This is a genomic window from Microvirga sp. CF3062 (genome assembly GCF_036314045.1).
GTDB lineage: Bacteria > Pseudomonadota > Alphaproteobacteria > Rhizobiales > Beijerinckiaceae > Microvirga.
The window spans coordinates 59468-77520 of the sequence record NZ_JAYGGN010000009.1 but is presented as its reverse complement, the minus strand read 5'-3'; the positions used below and the strand labels follow the sequence as shown (position 1 = coordinate 77520).

The 18053-nt window shown below is 61.8% G+C and carries 23 protein-coding genes and 2 tRNA genes; 15 read left to right on the top strand and 10 right to left on the bottom strand.

Annotated features, from left to right (window positions below; genetic code table 11):
• Window positions 1-5: 5 nt before the first annotated feature.
• The 4 genes from VB618_RS16090 to VB618_RS16075 all read right to left on the bottom strand — a co-directional run bounded on the left by VB618_RS16090 (window position 6) and on the right by VB618_RS16075 (window position 4464).
• Window positions 6-809, bottom strand: coding sequence for an FAD binding domain-containing protein (locus VB618_RS16090; protein WP_329797736.1), 804 nt, complete (start codon window positions 807-809; stop codon window positions 6-8).
• A 12-nt stretch (window positions 810-821) separates the two neighbouring features.
• Window positions 822-3185 (bottom strand): xanthine dehydrogenase family protein molybdopterin-binding subunit, encoded by a 2364-nt coding sequence (locus tag VB618_RS16085; RefSeq protein WP_329797735.1) that lies wholly within the window; start codon window positions 3183-3185, stop codon window positions 822-824.
• A 146-nt stretch (window positions 3186-3331) separates the two neighbouring features.
• The gene (locus tag VB618_RS16080) at window positions 3332-3826 is read right to left on the bottom strand and encodes a (2Fe-2S)-binding protein (protein ID WP_329797734.1); all 495 of its coding nucleotides are present in this window, start codon (window positions 3824-3826) and stop codon (window positions 3332-3334) included.
• 176 nt (window positions 3827-4002) lie between these two features.
• On the bottom strand, window positions 4003-4464 hold the full coding sequence (locus tag VB618_RS16075) for a CoxG family protein (protein ID WP_329797733.1): 462 nt from the start codon (window positions 4462-4464) through the stop codon (window positions 4003-4005).
• A gap of 257 nt (window positions 4465-4721) precedes the next feature.
• On the opposite strand from VB618_RS16075, the gene VB618_RS16070 reads away from it, so the two are divergent.
• From VB618_RS16070 to VB618_RS16055, 4 genes are read left to right on the top strand one after another with little or no spacing between them, the layout of a single operon-like run.
• A complete protein-coding gene (locus VB618_RS16070) occupies window positions 4722-5045 on the top strand; it encodes an XdhC family protein (RefSeq protein ID WP_329797732.1) in 324 nt (107 codons plus the stop codon).
• Window positions 5046-5050: 5 nt separating this feature from the next.
• A complete protein-coding gene (locus tag VB618_RS16065) occupies window positions 5051-5743 on the top strand; it encodes an XdhC family protein (RefSeq protein WP_329797731.1) in 693 nt (230 codons plus the stop codon).
• Window positions 5740-6759, top strand: coding sequence for a molybdopterin-binding protein (locus VB618_RS16060; protein ID WP_329797730.1), 1020 nt, complete (start codon window positions 5740-5742; stop codon window positions 6757-6759). The genes VB618_RS16065 and VB618_RS16060 overlap by 4 nt, the downstream gene beginning before the upstream one ends.
• Complete coding sequence (locus VB618_RS16055; protein WP_329797729.1) at window positions 6756-7343, top strand: nucleotidyltransferase family protein; 588 nt, start codon at window positions 6756-6758, stop codon at window positions 7341-7343. The genes VB618_RS16060 and VB618_RS16055 overlap by 4 nt, the downstream gene beginning before the upstream one ends.
• Window positions 7344-7371: 28 nt before the next feature.
• On the opposite strand, the gene VB618_RS16050 is transcribed toward VB618_RS16055, so the two are convergent.
• On the bottom strand, window positions 7372-7674 hold the full coding sequence (locus VB618_RS16050) for a hypothetical protein (protein WP_329797728.1): 303 nt from the start codon (window positions 7672-7674) through the stop codon (window positions 7372-7374).
• Between the two features lie 193 nt (window positions 7675-7867).
• Here VB618_RS16050 and VB618_RS16045 point away from each other — a divergent pair, with 193 nt between their 5' ends.
• Complete coding sequence (locus VB618_RS16045; protein WP_329797727.1) at window positions 7868-8089, top strand: DUF6894 family protein; 222 nt, start codon at window positions 7868-7870, stop codon at window positions 8087-8089.
• A 54-nt stretch (window positions 8090-8143) separates the two neighbouring features.
• Here VB618_RS16045 and VB618_RS16040 read toward each other — a convergent pair whose 3' ends face one another.
• The 4 genes from VB618_RS16040 to VB618_RS16025 all read right to left on the bottom strand — a co-directional run bounded on the left by VB618_RS16040 (window position 8144) and on the right by VB618_RS16025 (window position 10649).
• Window positions 8144-8401, bottom strand: a complete 258-nt coding sequence (locus VB618_RS16040) for a hypothetical protein (RefSeq protein ID WP_329797726.1) — start codon at window positions 8399-8401, stop codon at window positions 8144-8146.
• Between the two features lie 94 nt (window positions 8402-8495).
• The gene (locus tag VB618_RS16035) at window positions 8496-9122 is read right to left on the bottom strand and encodes a 2-dehydro-3-deoxy-6-phosphogalactonate aldolase (RefSeq protein ID WP_329797725.1); all 627 of its coding nucleotides are present in this window, start codon (window positions 9120-9122) and stop codon (window positions 8496-8498) included.
• Between the two features lie 92 nt (window positions 9123-9214).
• A complete protein-coding gene (locus VB618_RS16030; RefSeq protein WP_329797724.1) occupies window positions 9215-9490 on the bottom strand; it encodes a hypothetical protein in 276 nt (91 codons plus the stop codon).
• A 166-nt stretch (window positions 9491-9656) separates the two neighbouring features.
• On the bottom strand, window positions 9657-10649 hold the full coding sequence (locus tag VB618_RS16025) for a heparan-alpha-glucosaminide N-acetyltransferase (protein WP_329797723.1): 993 nt from the start codon (window positions 10647-10649) through the stop codon (window positions 9657-9659).
• 45 nt (window positions 10650-10694) lie between these two features.
• Here VB618_RS16025 and VB618_RS16020 point away from each other — a divergent pair, with 45 nt between their 5' ends.
• The 8 genes from VB618_RS16020 to VB618_RS15985 all read left to right on the top strand — a co-directional run bounded on the left by VB618_RS16020 (window position 10695) and on the right by VB618_RS15985 (window position 15192).
• Window positions 10695-11450, top strand: coding sequence for an SIR2 family NAD-dependent protein deacylase (locus VB618_RS16020; RefSeq protein WP_329797722.1), 756 nt, complete (start codon window positions 10695-10697; stop codon window positions 11448-11450).
• Between the two features lie 127 nt (window positions 11451-11577).
• Window positions 11578-12198, top strand: a complete 621-nt coding sequence (locus VB618_RS16015; protein WP_329797721.1) for a cold-shock protein — start codon at window positions 11578-11580, stop codon at window positions 12196-12198.
• Window positions 12198-12665, top strand: coding sequence for a DUF192 domain-containing protein (locus tag VB618_RS16010; RefSeq protein WP_442931815.1), 468 nt, complete (start codon window positions 12198-12200; stop codon window positions 12663-12665). Before VB618_RS16015 ends, VB618_RS16010 begins: the two co-directional genes overlap by 1 nt.
• A gap of 18 nt (window positions 12666-12683) precedes the next feature.
• On the top strand, window positions 12684-13103 hold the full coding sequence (locus VB618_RS16005) for a hypothetical protein (RefSeq protein ID WP_329797720.1): 420 nt from the start codon (window positions 12684-12686) through the stop codon (window positions 13101-13103).
• 768 nt (window positions 13104-13871) lie between these two features.
• Window positions 13872-13948 (top strand) — tRNA-Pro (locus VB618_RS16000).
• A gap of 37 nt (window positions 13949-13985) precedes the next feature.
• The gene (locus VB618_RS15995) at window positions 13986-14291 is read left to right on the top strand and encodes an ETC complex I subunit (RefSeq protein WP_183450393.1); all 306 of its coding nucleotides are present in this window, start codon (window positions 13986-13988) and stop codon (window positions 14289-14291) included.
• Window positions 14292-14312: 21 nt separating this feature from the next.
• Window positions 14313-14389 (top strand) — tRNA-Arg (locus tag VB618_RS15990).
• A gap of 107 nt (window positions 14390-14496) precedes the next feature.
• Window positions 14497-15192, top strand: a complete 696-nt coding sequence (locus VB618_RS15985) for a TVP38/TMEM64 family protein (RefSeq protein WP_329797718.1) — start codon at window positions 14497-14499, stop codon at window positions 15190-15192.
• A 9-nt stretch (window positions 15193-15201) separates the two neighbouring features.
• Here the strand turns inward: VB618_RS15985 and VB618_RS15980 are convergent, their stop codons facing one another.
• Entirely contained in the window at window positions 15202-15921 is a 720-nt protein-coding gene (locus VB618_RS15980) for a GntR family transcriptional regulator (protein WP_329797717.1), read from the bottom strand.
• A 98-nt stretch (window positions 15922-16019) separates the two neighbouring features.
• On the opposite strand from VB618_RS15980, the gene VB618_RS15975 reads away from it, so the two are divergent.
• Both VB618_RS15975 and VB618_RS15970 read left to right on the top strand, forming a co-directional pair.
• Window positions 16020-16949 carry a dihydrodipicolinate synthase family protein gene (locus VB618_RS15975; protein ID WP_329797716.1) on the top strand — a complete coding sequence of 310 codons (930 nt, stop codon included), beginning with the start codon at window positions 16020-16022 and terminating at the stop codon, window positions 16947-16949.
• A 74-nt stretch (window positions 16950-17023) separates the two neighbouring features.
• On the top strand, window positions 17024-18046 hold the full coding sequence (locus VB618_RS15970) for a 4-hydroxyproline epimerase (protein ID WP_329797715.1): 1023 nt from the start codon (window positions 17024-17026) through the stop codon (window positions 18044-18046).
• The last annotated feature ends 7 nt before the right edge of the window (window positions 18047-18053 follow it).

Sequence of the window (18053 nt, the reverse complement as noted above, 5' to 3'; positions counted from 1 at the left end):
GCTGTTCATCTCCGCACAGCAGCCTGCACGGCCCTACGGGCCATGACGCCGACGAGGTGAGCCCGATAGGCGGCATCCGCATGGATGTCGCTGTTCATCTCGCTCTCATCAACAGCCACGCCGTCGAGGGCCTCAGGCGCGAAGTTCCCGCTCAGCGCCTGCTCCATTGCCGGCACGCGGAACACGCCGTTCGAGCCGGCTCCCGTCACAGCAACGCGCGCGCCGTCCGCGTGCTGTGCCACGAACACGCCGACGAGGGCGTAGCGCGAGGCCGGGTTGCGGAACTTGGTGTAGGCCGCCTGGGACGGGACCTGGAACGACACCCCGGTAATGATCTCGCCTTCCTCCAGAGCAGTAGTGAAGATGCCCTGGAAGAAGTCGTCCGCGGCGATCTTGCGCTGGTTGGTGATGATCGTCGCGTTGAGGGCCAGACACGCGGCCGGGTAATCCGCCGAGGGGTCGTTGTTGGCGACGGAGCCGCCGATGGTGCCGCGGTTGCGCACATGCGGATCGCCGATGAGTTCGGCCATCTCGGCGAGAGCCGGGATCGCCTCCTTCACCTCGGCGGAATTGGCGACCTCTGCATGCTTCATCATGGCTCCGATGGTGATCGTGTCACCGGAGCGCTCGATGCCGCGTAGCTCCGCGATCTGGCCGAGATCGATCAGGTTGGCGGGGCCTGCGAGCCGCAGCTTCATGGTGGGCAGCAGCGTGTGCCCGCCGGCGAGGAACTTGGTGTCCTCGGCCTGCCCGGCGAGGCCGGCAGCCTCCTTGACGCTCGTGGGGCGGTGGTATTCGAAAGCGTACATTCCCGTCCTCCCTTATTCCGCCGCCATGGGCATGCGCGACTTCTGGGCCGCACGCCACACCGCCTGAGGCGTTGCCGGCATGGCAATGTCTTCGTGTCCCAGCGCATCGGTGATGGCGTTGATAACCGCCGGCGGGGCCGCGATGGCACCGGCCTCGCCACAGCCCTTGATCCCGAGCGGGTTCGAAGGGCAGGGGGTCACCGTGATGCCGATCTGGAACGACGGCAGATCGATGGCGCGCGGCATGCAGTAATCGTTGAAGCTCGCCGTGATGAGCTGGCCGCTCTCGTCATAGAAGGCCCCTTCGAGGAGCGCCTGACCGACGCCCTGCGCGATGCCGCCGTGAACCTGTCCTTCGACGATCATCGGGTTGATGATCACCCCGAAATCGTCCACCGCCGTCCAGCGCTCGATCTTGGTCACGCCGGTATCCGGGTCGATCTCCACCTCGCAGATGTGGACGCCGGCCGGGAAGGTGAAGTTGGTGGGATCGTAGAACGCTCCCTCCTTCAGGCCGGGCTCCAGATCCTGGCCCGAGAACTTATGGGCGATATAAGCCTGAAGGGCGATCTCGCCGAAGGCCATGGAGCGGTCGGTGCCGGCGACGCCGAACCTGCCGTCCTTGAACTCGATGTCGCCCTCGGACGCTTCGAGCACATGGGCCGCCACCTTCTTGCCCTTGGCGATCACCTTGTCGATGGCTTTCGCAATGGCCGACATGCCCACCGCGCCGGAGCGCGAGCCGTAGGTGCCCATGCCGAACTGCACCTTGTCGGTGTCGCCATGGACGATGCTGACTTGATCGATGGAAATGCCGAGGCGGTCCGAGACGAGCTGGGCGAAGGTGGTCTCGTGCCCTTGTCCGTGGCTGTGCGAACCCGTGAGCACCTCGACGGAGCCGGTCGGGTTGACGCGTACTTCGGCGGATTCCCATAGGCCCACGCCGGCGCCGAGAGAGCCGACCGCCTGCGAGGGAGCGATGCCGCAGGCCTCGATATAGCTCGAGAAGCCGATGCCCCGCAGCTTGCCGCGCCGGGCGCTCTCCTGCTTGCGTGCCGGGAAGTTCCTGTAGTCGGCAATCTCGAGCGCCTTGTCGAGCGAGGCGGCATAATCGCCCGTGTCGTAGGTCATAATGACGGGCGTCGCATGCGGGAACTGCGTGATGTAGTTCTTCCGCCGGAACTCTGCCGGATCCTGCCCGAGTTCGCGCGCGGTCTTCTCGACGAGCCGCTCGACCACAAAGGTGGCCTCGGGCCGTCCCGCGCCGCGATAAGCATCGACCGGCGCCGTGTTCGTATAGACCCCATCCACCTCGCAGTAGATCGCCGGAATGTCATACTGGCCCGACAGGAGCGGGGCGTAGAGATAGGTCGGCACCGACGAGGAGAAGGTTGAGAGATAAGCGCCGAGATTGGCCGTGGTGTGCACCCTGAGGCCAATGATCTTGCCGTTCTCGTCTGTTGCCATCTCCGCGTGGGTGACGTGGTCGCGGCCGTGAGCGTCAGACAGGAACGCTTCCGAGCGGTCCGAGGTCCACTTCACGGGACGCTTCACCTTCTTCGCCGCCCAGACGCAGACCGTCTCTTCCGCGTAGATGAAGATCTTGGAGCCGAACCCGCCGCCGACATCCGGCGCGATGACCCGCAGCTTGTGCTCGGGTGCCACGCCGATGAAGGCCGAGAGGACGAGGCGGGCAACGTGCGGGTTCTGGCTCGTCGTGTAGAGCGTGTAGTTGTCGGTTCCGAAATCGTACTCGCCGACGGCTGCGCGGGGCTCGATGGGGTTCGGCACCAGACGGTTGTTGATGAGGTCGATCTTAGTGACGTGCTTCGCCCGCGCGAAGGCTGCTTCCGTGTCGTCCTTGTTGCCGAGATGCCAATTGAACACGGTGTTATCCGGCGAGACATCGTGAACCTGAGCGGGTGCCTTCGTCGCCTGGGCCGTGTCCACGACGGCCGGGAGGACATCGTAGTCCACCACGATAGCCTCGGCCGCGTCCTTCGCCTGAGCGAGCGTTTCGGCAATCACCACCGCCACGTGGTCGCCCACATAGCGCACCTTGCCCTGAGCGAGAGCCGGATGAGGTCCGGCCTTCATCGGTGAGCCGTCCTTGGAATGGATCATCCAGCCGCAGATGAGCCCGCCGATCTTGTCAGCCGCGAGATCGTCGCCCGTGAAGACGGCGATGACACCAGGCATGATCATCGCCGGTCCCGTGTCGATGGACCGGATCGCGGCATGGGCGTGCGGCGAGCGAAGGAAATACGCGTGAGTCTGGCCAGGTCGGTTAAAGTCGTCGACGTAGCGTCCCTGGCCGGTGATGAAACGCTGATCCTCTTTCCGGCGGACGGGTGCTCCGATCCCTGTTGCGGTCATGAAATCCTCCCTTGTCTGCGTTGGCCCTCATTGGGCGGAAGCGAAGCGAAAACCGGGAAGAAGGCTTTGGAGAGAAGCCGTCTGCCTCGAGGCTCGCCTGCAGCTTCCACCCGTTCAGGAGGGCGTCGTGCCACGAGCGTGTCGCCTTATTCCGCTGCCTGCTGCACAGGCGCCTGAGCCATATTCTGGGCTCCGGCGGCAACGGCCTTGACGATGTTGTGATAGCCCGTGCAGCGGCACAGATTACCTTCGAGCTCGGCCCGGATGGTCTGCTCGTCGAGGGCGTTTCCCTTGCGGTTCACGATGTCGATGGCGGACATGATCATGCCCGGCGTGCAGTACCCGCACTGAAGGCCGTGATGTTCACGGAAGGCGGCCTGCATCGGGTGCAGTTCGCCTCCTTCAGCGATGCCCTCGATGGTGGTGACGACGCTGGCATTCGCCTGAACGGTGAGAATCGTGCAGGACTTCACGGCCTGTCCGTTCAGGTGAACGACGCAGGCGCCGCACTGGCTGGTGTCACAGCCCACATGGGTTCCGGTGAGTCTCAAGTTGTCGCGAAGGAATTGGGCGAGCAGGGTGCGGGGATCGACGTCTGCGGTGACGGATTGACCGTTCACCGTCAGGGAGACGGTGGTCATGCGTGATATCCTCCTCAGTCGCCAGCAACCCGGCCAACCTTCAGGTGGTCTCAGGCACCGGCAGGTATTGTTGTTGGACGACCGCACGAATGCGACCTGTCAAAGCCGAGTGTGGCCCGCTCAGGTGGAGCGGTCAAGCATTGGAATGATTCAAAGGATGGCCGATGAGGATACGCTCATGCGGCAGACTCCGCAGGAGACAGGATCTTGGCGAAATTCGCGAAGAACTCGTCGGCGTATTTCTTGGCGACACCGTTGATCAGACGCCCTCCGAGCTGGGCGATCTTGCCGCCTATATTGGCTTCGACGTCGTAGATCAGCTTGGTGCCGCCCTCGATGTCTTCGAGCCGGACCTTCGCGCCGCCCTTGGCCCAGCCGGCAACGCCGCCTTGTCCCTCGCCGCTGATCGTGTAGCCATTGGGAGGGTCGAGATCTGTGAGGTTCACGCCACCCTTGAAGGTCGCCTTCACGGGCCCGACCGAGACCTTGGCGACCGCCTGGAACTCCGTGTCGCTGGTCTTCGCCAGTTCCTGGCAACCGGGGATCGCGGCCTTCAGAACTTCCGGATCGTTGAGGGCCGCCCATACCGTCGCCCGGTCGGCCGGAAGGGCGACTTCGCCCTGCATCGTCATCGCCATGGTGCGTTCTCCTCCTGTCAACAGCCCTACAGCAGAGTAAGGGCAAATCAGGCGGCGCGTCACCTGCCAAGCATTGCTGCAATGCACTCCCAAGCGCGGTACTCAGGTGCTGGCATCTGGAGCAGCCTGTTCCTTAACGGCCCTGGCGAGCGCGTTGGCCTGAGGAGGCGTGCGTCTCGGTTGCAGTTCAAGGCAAGGTGGTGGCAGTATCGATCATTGAGCGATCTCTAAACGCGCTCCTTTCACCGGGAAGTCTCATGCTCTCGACCGATACGGACATCCTGAAGACAGCGGAAGCCTGGAGGCGCGAGGGCAGGGGTGTCGCAATCGCGACCGTGGTTGAGACCTGGGGATCGGCGCCCCGGCCTGTGGGCAGTCATTTGGTGATCGACGGCGATACGAACTTCCTCGGGTCTGTCTCAGGTGGCTGCGTCGAAGGCGCTGTGATCACGGAGGCCCTGGATGTTATCACCGATGGAAAGCCCCGGATGATCGAGTTCGGGGTGGCTGACGAGGCCGCCTGGCAGGTCGGATTATCCTGCGGCGGACGGATCAAAGTGTACGTCGAGCGGGTGGATTAGACGGCATGCGCCTGAGCCTCCTGTCGGATCTCAACGCAGAGCGCGCCGCCCGGCGTGCTGCAATCCTCGTGACCGATGTTGCGTCAGGCGAGCAGCGTCTCGTTCGGGAGACTGATGTTGCAAGTGACCTGCTGGCCCAGGAGCTTCGGGAGTCTCTGCGCCGGGGCAAGAGCGGGCTCGTCGAGCGCAATGGCCGCCAGTTCTTTCTGACTGTACAAACGCCGCCGGTGCGGGTGGTCGTCATTGGGGCCGTCCATATCAGCCAGGCGTTGGCGCCTATGGCCAAGAGCCTCGATCTCGACGTCACGATCATCGACCCGCGTACGGCTTTCGCAACGCCCGAGCGCTTCCCCGATGTGCCCCTGCTGGCCGAGTGGCCCGATGCGGTTCTGCCGGAGATCGGGATCGATCAATACACGGCTGTCGTGGCACTTACCCACGATCCGAAGATTGACGATCCTGCGCTCGCTGCAGCCCTGCGGTCGGATTGCTTCTACATCGGGGCGCTCGGCTCGCGTAAAACCCATGAAAGGCGCGTTCAGCGCCTCACCGCGTCCGGGTTCACCGACGCAGATTTTGCCCGGATCCACGCGCCCATCGGCCTCGACATCGGGGCTGTATCGCCTGCGGAGATTGCGGTCTCCATCCTGGCCGAGATCGTCGCGACCCTGCGCAAGGAGCGGAGGCGTTCGGTGTGAAGTTCGGGCAGGTTCCAGTCGAGGAGGCGGTCGGGGCTCTGGCAGCTCACAGCGTGCGGGCTGGCGAGATGGTTGTGAAGAAGGGAACCCTCGTCACAGCGGACATCGCCATGCGCCTGAAGCAGGCCGGTGTCGAGACCCTCATCGCAGCCCGGTTCGAGCCCGGTGATATTTCCGAAGACGAGGCGGCCTCCCGGCTGGCTCATGCCCTTGCAGGCGGCAACGTCGCCGTCGAAGCGCCGTTTACCGGACGGTCGAATCTCTACGCTGAAACCGCGGGCGTTCTCGTCATCGATGTAGATGCGATCCACGGCCTCAACGCCATCGACGAGGCCATGACGGCCGCCACCCTGCCGGCCTACAAGCCGGTCGTCGCAGGGGAGATGGTCGGCACCGTCAAGATCATCCCCTATGCCATTCCGGAGGTCCTGCTGCTGAAAGGGATCGAAAGGATCGGCACGGGCTCCTTGCGGGTTGCTCCTTATACGCGCCGCTCGGTCGGCGTCGTTTCGACGATGCTGCCCGGCCTCAAACCAAGCGTGGTCGACAAGACCCTCGCCGTGCTCGGCAGACGGCTGGAGCCGGCCCGCGCGCGGATCGTTCAGGATCGCCGTGTGCCTCACGAAGCCACCATTCTGGCAGAGGATCTGGCTCTACAGGCGAATGGCGACACGGATCTCATCATCGTCTTTGGGGCGTCCGCCATTGCCGATCGGCGCGACGTCATTCCATCAGCCATCGAGATGGCCGGCGGACGGGTGGAGCATTTCGGCATGCCGGTCGATCCGGGAAATCTGCTTCTTGTGGGCTCCATCGCCGGAAAGCCCGTCATCGGCGCCCCTGGCTGTGCCCGCTCCCCGAAGGAAAACGGCTTCGACTGGATTCTGCACCGCCTTCTGGCGGACGTGCCCGTTACACGGGCCGACATCATGTCTCTTGGAGTCGGAGGGCTTCTCATGGAGATCGTCTCTCGGCCGCAGCCCCGCGAGGGCGGCGAGAGCGAGGGTGAGGAATGAGCGGTGTGGCGGCCATTCTTCTAGCGGCCGGGCGGGGCACCCGCTTCGGTGAAGAGTTCAAGCTGCTGGCTCAAGTCGGCGGCAAGGCCCTGGTTCGCCACGTGGCGGAGGCCGCCGTCCACTCCTCGATCAATCCGGTCATTGTAGTGACCGGCTATAGCGCTGAGGCAGTCCGGGCAGAGCTGCAGGAGCTTCCGGTCCAGATCGTTCACAATCCTTTTTTCGCGGATGGTCTCTCGACATCTCTGAAAGCCGGCTTCTCTGCATTGCCGCTGGAGGCACGGGCTGCCTTGATGCTGCTCGGAGACATGCCGCTCGTGAGCGCCAGCCTCATCGACGCTCTCGTGGCCGGCTGGCATGAGAGCGGAGAACCCGCTGCCCTCGTTCCTACCCTGAACGGCCGGCGTGGCAATCCTGTCGTGATCTCGCGTGATCTTCAGGCTGCAATCGAAAGCCTTTCCGGCGATGTCGGCGCAGGACCTTTTCTTCGCGGAAGGCCGGACGTTGTGGAATGGCCGACGGCGGACAATGCCGTTGTGCAAGACATCGACACCAAAGAGGAATTCGGCAAGCTCCGGCTTTAGAGCATCACGCCCAAAGCAAGGCCACCCATCAGACAGGATTGCCTTTGACCCTGGTCACCATCTCCCAGTTGTCACCGGCGGCGATCATGCAGGCTTTGCCGTCCGGCATGGTCATGACCATGGTCCAGGAGCCATTCGAAGATGCGAAGACCTCCAGAATCTGTCCGGGCTGGGACAGACCCATCCCGACCGGGTCTTCCTTGTATTGGTCAGCCAGCAGTTTGACGAGCTGTTCGCGAGGGCCGCAGGCCGACTGGGCGCTGGCCGGAGACGCGGTGCCCGCCACCAGTGCGGCCAAGGCCGCGAGCGGGGCAAGGGAGGAGCGGATCATGACATTTCCCTATACGGTTGACCCGCACGGACCCTTGGCGTGCGAATAAACGCACCATCGCGAAAAAAGCTCCACTGTTTGAATGCGGCTGTTGTCTGGGGCAGGAATGTGTATAGGAGGCGGGAGGCTCTCGGTTGAACCTGCCGCCAACGAAGGCGTTTCTCCCGCCACACATCAGAATGAAGCTGGAACCATGCCCCGCTATTTCTTCAACATCAGGGACGGGCACGACGTCGATGAAGACGAGGAGGGCGTTGAGCTTCCCGATCTCGATGCGGCTAAGGCCGAAGCCCTGGCGACGGTCGAGGAGCTTCGCGACGAACTGGCCGATGCGGGCAATATCGAGCTCGAGATCACCGACGAGTCGGGGCGGCGCCTTCTGACGGTTCCGTTCTTTCGCGGCGGGCGCCGATAAGAAAAAGGCCCGGCATGCGATACCGGGCCTTGATGGGGAAAGCGTGAGAGCGGCTTAGCACTCGGTCTTCTTCTGGGTCGTCGTATCACCGAACTCGTCGGTCTTCTGCTTGGTCTCGGAGGTGCAGCCGACGCTTCCGGTCGTGGAGGTCGTCACCGAGGTCGAGGACGTCGTGCTGGGCTCCGTGCTGCGCTCGATAGTGGTCTTGCTGCCCAGAATGCCTTCTTCCTTCTTGATGGTCGTCGTGGTGTCCTGAGCGAATGCAGCCGTGCTCAGAAGCGAAGCCGCAAAGATCAAAGCCGTCTTCTTCATCGTCAAACTCCAACAAAAGGGCATCTCTTCCTGAGAACGGCTTTCGCTCTCGGGGGTTCCTGCCGGAGTTTTGAGGATGCCGTTCGCGGAAGGCTCAAGCGGCGCTGAGTGCCTGCCAGGCAGCAGCAAAATTGCGGGCATTCCGGCCGATCTCCTCGACCGACATAGCCGGCGTGAACAGCGCCGAGCCGAGCCCAAACCCGTTGGCGCCGGCGTCCACATAAGGCTTCATATTATCCGGCTTGATGCCGCCGACGGGTATGACGAGAGCATTCTTTGGCAGCACGGCCCGCCAAGCCTTCACGACGGCTGGCGGGATGGCCTCGGCGGGAAAGATCTTGATGGCATCTGCTCCGGCCTTGAGAGCCGCAAAGGCCTCGGTCGGTGTCGCCACGCCGGGAGTGCAGATGAGGTCCTGCTCCTTGGCCCGCTTGATGACATCGAGATCCGCGTGAGGCATGACGATCAGCTTACCGCCCACGTCACGGATACCATTGACCTGTTCAGGGTCGAGAACCGTGCCGGCGCCGACGAGCACGTTTTTGGGCATGGTCTTGGCGAGGCGCTCGATGCTGCGGAACGGCTCCGGGGAGTTGAGCGGAACCTCGATGATGCGAAAGCCTGCCTCGACCAGAGCATGACCGACGGCTTCCGCGTTTTCAGGCTTCAGGCCCCGCAGGATGGCGACGAGAGGAAGCTCAGCCATATATTCGCGCAGCACAACTCGCCTCCTATGGGTGATACCGGATCACAGGACGCCGGCAGCCAGCCGGCCGCTACTAGGTGGACCGGTGCAGGTCCGGTTTCAACCTTTCAGGCGCTTGGTGCGAGAAATCGCGTCATGTAGGTGACAGCGCTGCCGAGCGTGTCCCGTCCGTCTGTGCTGTGCTCGATGAACCAGTCTTCAAGTGCGATGCCGGGATAGAGTTGCTCGATCCCTGCAAAGAATTGCATGAGCTTGAGGGAATCGAAGGCTAAGGTGCGCGTCAGCGATACGTCTATGGCTATATCGGTCGTCCTATCCCCGTCGATCGACTGGCAGAGGGCGATGACGCGTTTGGCGACATCCGCCTTCAATGGAAAGGTCACTGGAAGGGTCCTTGGGCATCTAACGTAAGGGAACTATGCGATAGATACTTTATCCATATTCAAAATGATATAACAAAATTAAGCTTGCAGCCAAAGTCTAAGACCCACAATTCAAGGCCCTTTGTGTAATATCATCGATCGGCTGCGGCCGTCATAAAGGAGTTGCCTAAGATGGTGGGCTCTGGCGCAGGCATTGCTGCGCGGCCCGCGAAATACGGGCTTGGTCCTCGGCTGTCGTGGTGTCGTTGAGCACCTTCTGCCAGAGATCGCTCTGGCGAAGCGTTTCAACGGTGCAGGAGCAGAGGGCTCGGCAGGTTTGAGGCTGCGCGTTCTGCAAGCAGGTGGCCTGACACTGAAGCATGAAGGGCTGTGCTTCGGCCATGCGGTTTGGGCCGACGATCTGCAGCACCCCGTAGAGAATGCCCAGCAGGATGACCTGGTGGGTCAGGTAGATCGGCAGGCTCTTGCGCCCGGCCCAGATCAGAAGCCCTGAGAGACGGTTCCTGGAACGCCAGCCGGCAAGTCTCATGGTCTCCTGACGAGCCAGCAGGGCCCTGCCTGCGGCCACGCCGATGAGCACGGGGGCAAGCCAGGGAAAGATGGGCACGTAATCGTTAGTGACCGGATCGGCCGAGCCGAGACCGAGCCAGTCGAGCCATGGGGCATCTAAGACGGGGGCTGTCAGGACATGCGGCGCCATTAAGCACAAGGCTGCGATGGTCAGGGTGACGGCAGGGTGCATCCTCAGGAAGGGCAGGGCCAGCACGCTCGAGACCGCGATGCAGTGAAGGATGCCGAAGAATATATAGCTATCGGGAAACGCAAAATACGTCGCGAAAGTGACCGCGAGAGCCGCCCCGCCCACCTTGATGAGTCGCTTCAGGAAGCTCCTGCCGTCAAAGCTCTTTGCGTGAGCCAGGACGAGGCCAAGCCCCGACAGCATGAGAAAGGAGCCTGCGATACCGCGCGCGAACCAGCGCCAGGCGGGAATCTCCAGGATGTTCGTCTCAATGAGTTTCAGGAAGCTCAGGTCCCAGCTGAAATGGTAGACGATCATCGCCAGGATCGCGAGACCACGGGCGACGTCGATCGCATCCCACCGTTGAACCGCAATCGCTTGTGGCGGGAAGGAACTGGCCTTCACATCCGAATGTCTCATGGGCAGGGCGTTCCCTCCTGATCTTCCAGTCTTAGGTGAGCAGGTATGACCGAAAGCCTTATCGCTTCAATCGCCACATTGCAGGACATGATTCAAGAGGCCCGGATCGTAGCAGGGTTCACGGGAGCCGGAATCTCGACGGAGAGCGGCATTCCCGACTTCCGCTCGCCGGGCTCTCCCTGGATGCGCAACAAGCCGATCCCGTTCGAGCTCTTTCTCCAGAGCCCAAAGGCACGCCGGGAGGCATGGCGGCGCAAGTTCACCATGGACGATCTCTATCGCGGGGCTCACCCGAGCGCCGGTCACATCGGCTTTGCGTCCCTCATCACCTCGGGGCGGATGCCCGCCGTCATTACCCAGAATATCGACGGGCTCCATCAGGCATCCGGCCTGGCTGAGGACCAGGTCATCGAGCTGCATGGCAACGGCACCTATGCCAAATGCCTGTCCTGCGGTCGCCGGCATGAGCTCGACTGGGTGAGATACCATTTCGAGCGAAGCGGTGATCCGCCGGAATGCATGGTCTGCGGGGGAATTCTCAAATCGGCCACCATCTCGTTCGGACAGGCCATGCCGGAAGAACCCATGCGGCGGGCGCAGCGGCTTACGGCGGCTTGCGACCTCTTCCTTGTGGCCGGCTCATCGCTGGTGGTCTTTCCCGCGGCCGCGTTTCCGGCCTTTGCCAAGGAGAACGGAGCGCGCCTCGTCATCGTCAATCGGGAGCCGACACCCCTCGATAGGGCTGCCGATCTGGTGATCCATGCGGAAATCGGAGAAGTCTTCTCGAAATTTGTTTCGTAACTTCAAGAACATGCGACGTGATGAAAATTTCATCGCCCGTTGAGGTGTGTTTCTGGCTTCCCCTGATTCAGGACGATGTTATCTTCTTTTTAAGAATCGGGTTCATGATTCGAGTTTGGGTTATTTCATGACTGGCGATTACGGCACCAATTCTTTCAGTCTCCGAGAGGAGAATTCTTCCTTAGATCAAGGGCGCCGCGAGGTTTCCCAGCCGGGCTCGGATGAGGGCGCTCTCGACCTTGTCCAGGTCAGCGGCCGTATCAAGTGGTTCGATGTGGCCAAGGGCTTCGGCTTCATCGTTCCCGACAACGGTATGCCCGACGTTCTGCTTCATGTGACCTGCCTGCGCCGCGAAGGCTACCAGGCCGCCAATGAAGGGGCCAGGATCGTTGTCGAGGCCGTTCATCGCCCACGAGGCCTGCAAGCCTTCCGCATCCTTTCTCTCGACGAGTCGACGGCGCTCCATCCATCCGAGCTTCCGCTGCCACGCACCCATGTCCAGGTGGTGCCGACCAGCGGCCTGGAGCCTGCGGTCGTGAAGTGGTTCAACCGCCTGCGCGGCTTCGGCTTCCTGACGCAGGGCGAAGGCAAGCCGGACATCTTCGTCCATATGGAAACCCTGCGCCGATACGGTATTGCCGAGCTGAAGCCCGGCGAGCGGGTCTTTGTGCGGTTCGGCGACGGCTCGAAGGGCCTCATGGCTGCCGAAGTCCGTCTGGCCGATATGGCCCTGCCGCATTCTCATTGATGAGGCGATCCGTGCTGCAGCGGTTCCGGCCGGTTTTTCCGGCTCTATGCTTTGTCGCCCTCTTGGCCGGTGCGGTTTACGCGCAAGCGCTCGAGACTCTGTCGATCGCCATCCAGGGTGGACAGAAGCAGTCCTTCCGAGTTGAGGTGGCCCGCAATGATGCGGACCGGGCCCAGGGGCTGATGTTCCGGCGTTCCATGCCGGCGGACCAGGGCATGCTGTTCGACTTCGCGCGTGTCGAACCTGTGTCCATGTGGATGCAGAACACCTACCTCTCGCTCGACATGCTGTTCATCCGGCCTGACGGGACGATCGCTCGCATCGCTGCCAATACCGAGCCCCTGTCCACCCGCACGATCCCATCCGGTGAGCCGGTGCTGGCCGTTCTTGAGCTAAACGCTGGCACGGCGGCCAAGTTGGGGATCAAGGCAGGTGACCGGGTAGAGCACTCCATCTTCAAACGCTAAAGACAGGTGCGGGCAGGAATGTCCAACATACGCATGAGGGCGGTCGCTGTCGTGGCCGGCCTGCTGCTGACGGATATTGCAGTGGCCCAGGTTGGGCCCCACGCGGTGATCAGCGTGTCTCAGGACCTCCTGCGCATCTACAATGCAAGGGACGCCGCAGCGCTCCGCGACATTCTCGCGCCGCCCTTACAGGCGAAATACTCCGTGGAGGACCTGCGTCTGATCTTGGCGCGCTGCCATGGTTTGACGCATGAGATCGACCGTTTCAGCCTGCCTTCATGGGGAGCACGCCGCTACGGCTTCTTTGGCGTCTATGCTGAGAACACGGTTCTCGAAATGGTGCTCGAGATCGATGAACACGAGAAGATCGTCCATTGGGTGATCACCGATGATGTAACGGCCAGGGGCCAGCAATGTACGCTAAGTGGGATGCCCTGACGCCCTTCTAAGCACAGGATTATAGCGCGGACTGCCTAAGGACTGCTGGTTCAATCATTGAGCCCGGGACATTAGCGTTTGTTCCGCGTTGGCAGGGCAGATCTTAAACAAGCCCGGAGAGTGCTATGGACCGCCGAGACCGCAATAATGCCCTGACCGTCGCGGGCTTCGCTACAGGCGTCGTCGCCCTCGGAGCGCTCATGCTGGCCTTCGGATGATTTAGGGCAAAAGAAAGCGTACATGGCTGTGCATAGACGCTCCAGTGTCCGGCCCGTAGGGGCAAAGAAGGCCAGTTATTCAATATATTCTATAGTATCGTGTTTTTATTGCGGCAATTCGGAAAACAATCAGACGTATCAATAGGTTGATGGGATATCGTATCGCAAATGAAGGTTCATCTGTAAACGGAAATAGATTGATCAAGTACAAACATTGTCTTACGGAGGTTTATCCCGTAGGGGCAATACGGGCCGGAAGGGTCGCGAACACTGTCGAATAATGACAGGACGCGGCCCTTTTCTCCATGATTCTATGATGAAATCTTTCTTATATTTAGGAATATGCTTACCTATCTGGTGTCCTGTGGCCGGTTAATCTGATCTCTGCCTGCCAGGAAGCTTCTTCAAAAGAAGCGCTGAAGAAAACAATCCATTAGGTCAGGGTATCGTGTCATTCGCCTCATCGGTTCACAGGAGGGCCTTGATGAGGAACTGGAGGGCTTGCACAGGGGTTCTCAAATCGATAGAGAACCCAAGCTGTTGAAGATGTCGGGGTGTAGCGCAGTCTGGTAGCGCATCTGCTTTGGGAGCAGAGGGTCGCGGGTTCAAATCCTGCCGCCCCGACCATTTTCACCAGATGAGTCTCGGAGAGAGTCCAAAACAGATGCCTGCGCGGATTTACAAGCCTGCCAAGTCTGCAACCCAATCCGGGATGGCCCGGACCAAGCAGTGGCTTCTCGTTTTCGAGCAGGACAAGCCCCGTGAGATCGAGCCCTTGATGGGCTGGACGAGTTCGGGCGATACCCGCCAGCAGCTCCGGCTGTGGTTCGATTCTAAGGAAGAGGCCATGGCTTATGCGGAGCGGGAAGGCATTGCCTACCGGGTCGAGGAGCCGCATGAGATCAAGCGGCGGACGATCTCCTATTCCGACAATTTCAAGTTCAACCGAGTCGGCCCCTGGACCCACTGAGGTCGAGGCTCGCCACCGGACGGCCACGTAGCTCAGCTGGATAGAGCACTCGCCTTCTAAGCGAGATGTCGCAGGTTCGAGCCCTGCCGTGGTCGCCATTCCCTGAATGAGCCGGCAGCCTTATGCCGGTTACTTCCGAGTTCGCTGACCAGGAACAGCAGGGAGCATTAAGCGTTTGGCTCCGGCCAACCGAGAAGCCTCACTCTTGTCATCTGCCTCCGACAACCGAAAACTCATCTGGCTTGCCGCCGCATCCGTGATCGGCTTCGTTGCCCTCATTGCCGCTTGGTTCCTGCTGCCCATGGATGAGTGGCTGAAGCATTTTAGCCATTGGGCGCAAGGCCTCGGCACAATGGGCGTTGTGATCGTGAGCATCGCCTATGTGATCTGCACGATCCTCCTCGTTCCAGGTGTGGCGCTGACGCTCGCGGTCGCTGTTGCCTATGGCTGGTGGGCCTTGGCGATCTGCTTTTTCGGAGGCATGACGGCGGCCCTGATCTCCTTCCTGATCAGCCGATATCTTGCCCGGGAGCGGGTGAAACGATTCCTCGACCGGCATCCGACCATGAAGGCCGTCGATACGGTTGCCCATGAGGAGACGTTCAAGACCATCGTGCTGACTCGTCTGACTCCAGTTACGCCCTTTGCCGTGGAAAATTACGCTTTCGGTGTCACCGGCGTGCGGCTCGGCTCGTTCCTCTTGGCAACTGCCATCGGGATCGTGCCGGGGACGATCCAGAACGTGTGGATCGGCGTGATCGGGCGCACCGCGGCGCAAGGGGGCGCAGGGGTGATGAACTGGATTCTGCTGACCGTTGGGCTCGTTGCAACAATCGTCCTCACCGTCTGGATGACGCGGCAAGCGAAGATCCGCATGAAGTTGCAGGCCGAGCCTGCTTAGCGAGGCTGACTATACAGTCTCCGCGGCCCCATCGTTCTTCTGATGCTCGTGAATGTATTTCAGGAGCGACGTCCCGGCGCCTTCGATATGCGTTTTCAGCAGCTTGCAGGCCTCATTGATCTGTCCTTCAAGGCAGAGGCGGAGCAGCTCGTCGTGTTCGGCCTCCGCCCGCGCGCGGCCATCGGTCAGGGCGAGCTGAAGCCGGGTGTGCCGGTCACATTCCTGCAGGAGATTTGCCACGATGGCGAGCGAACGCGGCTGGCTCGCATGCTGATACAGGACCAGATGGAACTCCCGATTCAGCTCGCCCCAGCGACTGACATGCATGGCGTGAAGCTCTGAGCTGTATTCCTGCAGAATACCCTTGAGCCGCTGGTAGTCGGCCTCCGTCAGGTGTGGAGCCGAGGCCTTGAGCAGGCGTGGCTCGAGCAGTGCCCGGAGATCGAACAGCTCCTCGACTTCCTCCGGGGAGAGCGCCGACACGATGGCACCCCGATGGGGATGGATCTTTACGAGCCCCTCGGCTTCCAGCTGCATCAGGGCCTCCCGGACCGGAATCCGGCTGACGCCGAACTCCACGGCCAGCGCCTCCTGGCGGAGCTGGAATCCAGCCTGGAACTCGCCGTCCACAATGCGCCGACGCACCTCCTCCGCCACTGAGGCGGAGATCGTCCGGTGCTGGAAGGTCTTCGGAACTGGCTTTGGTGAGGGTGCAGCTCGGTTCGTCATCAAACTCGTGGGGCAGGAGGGTAGGGCTCGCTTGACAGCGTAGATTTTATACAATCTACAATATGGAACTTCAATGCACCATCGGAAGCAGGACCACAATGGCGAACAAAATCGGTTGGGAAGGTGTCTTTCCCGCGGTCACGACCCAGTTCAAGTCGAACTACGATCTTGATCTCGATGCGACGGCCAAGGTGTTGGATGGCCTGATCCGGGATGGTGTCTCCGGCCTCATCGTCTGCGGTACCGTTGGCGAGAATACGTCGCTGAGCCGCTCCGAGAAGGTGGCCGTCATGGAGACCGCCAAGAGCGTCTCCCGCGGTCGGGTACCGGTGATCGCCGGCATTGCTGAGTTCACCACGCAGTTCGCGTCTGAGGTCGCCAAGGAGGCCGCGCGCGTCGGCGTCGACGGCGTGATGGTCATGCCGGCCCTGGTCTATTCATCGAAGCCGCACGAGACCGCCGCCCATTTCCGCGGCGTTGCCAAGGCCACGGACCTGCCGGTGATGGTCTACAACAACCCGCCGATCTACAAGAACGACGTGACGCCCGATATCCTGGCCTCGCTCGCCGACTGTGAGACCGTCGTGTGCTTCAAGGATTCGTCCGGAGACACGCGCCGCTTCATCGACACCAGGAACATGGTCGGTGACCGTTTCGTGCTTTTCGCGGGCCTCGACGATGTGGTGGTCGAGAGCGTGATGCTGGGCGCCGCGGGCTGGATCTCCGGGATGTCCAATGCCTTCCCGCAAGAGGGCGAAACCCTGTTCCGCCTGGCGAAGGCCGGGCGCTACGAGGAGGCGAGGGCGCTCTACGAGTGGTTCATGCCGCTCCTGCATCTCGATGCGCGCCCAGACTTGGTGCAGTGCATCAAGCTTTGCGAAGAGATCATGGGGCGCGGCTCGGCTCTCACTCGTCCGCCGCGTCTGCCCCTCGAAGGAGCGGACCGCGCTCACGTCGAGGCTGTCATGGACAAGGCGCTCAAGAACCGTCCGAAGCTGCCGGAGGTGGGTCTGAGGTCCGCAGCCTGATAAAACCAAGGCGGTGCGATCGCGCACCGCCTTTCATCATGGATAATATCTTTTTGTGAACAGCGAGTGAGGCCATGGCGCGCCACACCTTCTTCTGCATCGACGGCCACACCTGCGGCAACCCGGTTCGCGTGGTGGGCGGCGGCAGCATTCCCCAACTCAAAGGGGACACGATGTTCGACCGGCGCCAGCACTTCCTGGCGGAATACGACTGGATTCGAACCGGCCTGATGTTCGAGCCGCGCGGCCACGACATGATGTCGGGCTCGATCCTGTACCCGCCGACGCGGCCGGATTGCGATGTGGGCATCCTGTTCATCGAGACATCGGGCTGCTTGCCCATGTGCGGCCATGGCACCATCGGCACGGTGACCATCGCGCTTGAGAACGGCCTCATTCACCCGAAGACGCCGGGCCTGCTGCGGCTCGACACGCCAGCCGGTGTGGTGGAGGCGCGCTACGAGCAGAACGGCCCCTTCGTCGAGCGGGTGCGCATCACCAACATCCCGTCCTTCCTCTATGGCACCGGCTACGAGGTCGAGGTCGATGGACTCGGTCACCTTACAGTCGACGTGGCCTATGGCGGCAATTTCTATGCCATCGTGGAGCCGCAGACGCTCTATTCGGATGTTGCCGACGTCAATCCGTCCGACATCCTGCGCTGGAGCCCGAAGTTGCGCGACGCCTTCAACGCGCGCTACCAGATCGCGCATCCCGAGAACCCGGCCATCGACCGCCTGACGCACGTGCTCTGGACCGGAAAGGCCCAGAATCCGGGCAGCACTGCGCGCAATGCGGTGTTCTACGGCGACAAGGCCATCGACCGCTCGCCCTGCGGCACGGGAACGTCGGCGCGCATGGCGCATCTCGCCGCTCGTGGAGCGTTGAGCGAGGGCGATGCCTTCGTCCATGAGAGCATCATCGGCTCGACCTTCACGGGAAGGATCGAAGGTCGCACCAAGGTCGGCGACCGTGATGCGATCATCCCGTCCATCGAAGGCTGGGCACGAGTGACCGGGTTCAACACCATCTTCATCGACGACCGGGACCCCTTCGCCAGCGGCTTCCAGGTCGTGGACCAGAGCCGCTCGGCCTGAGACTGTT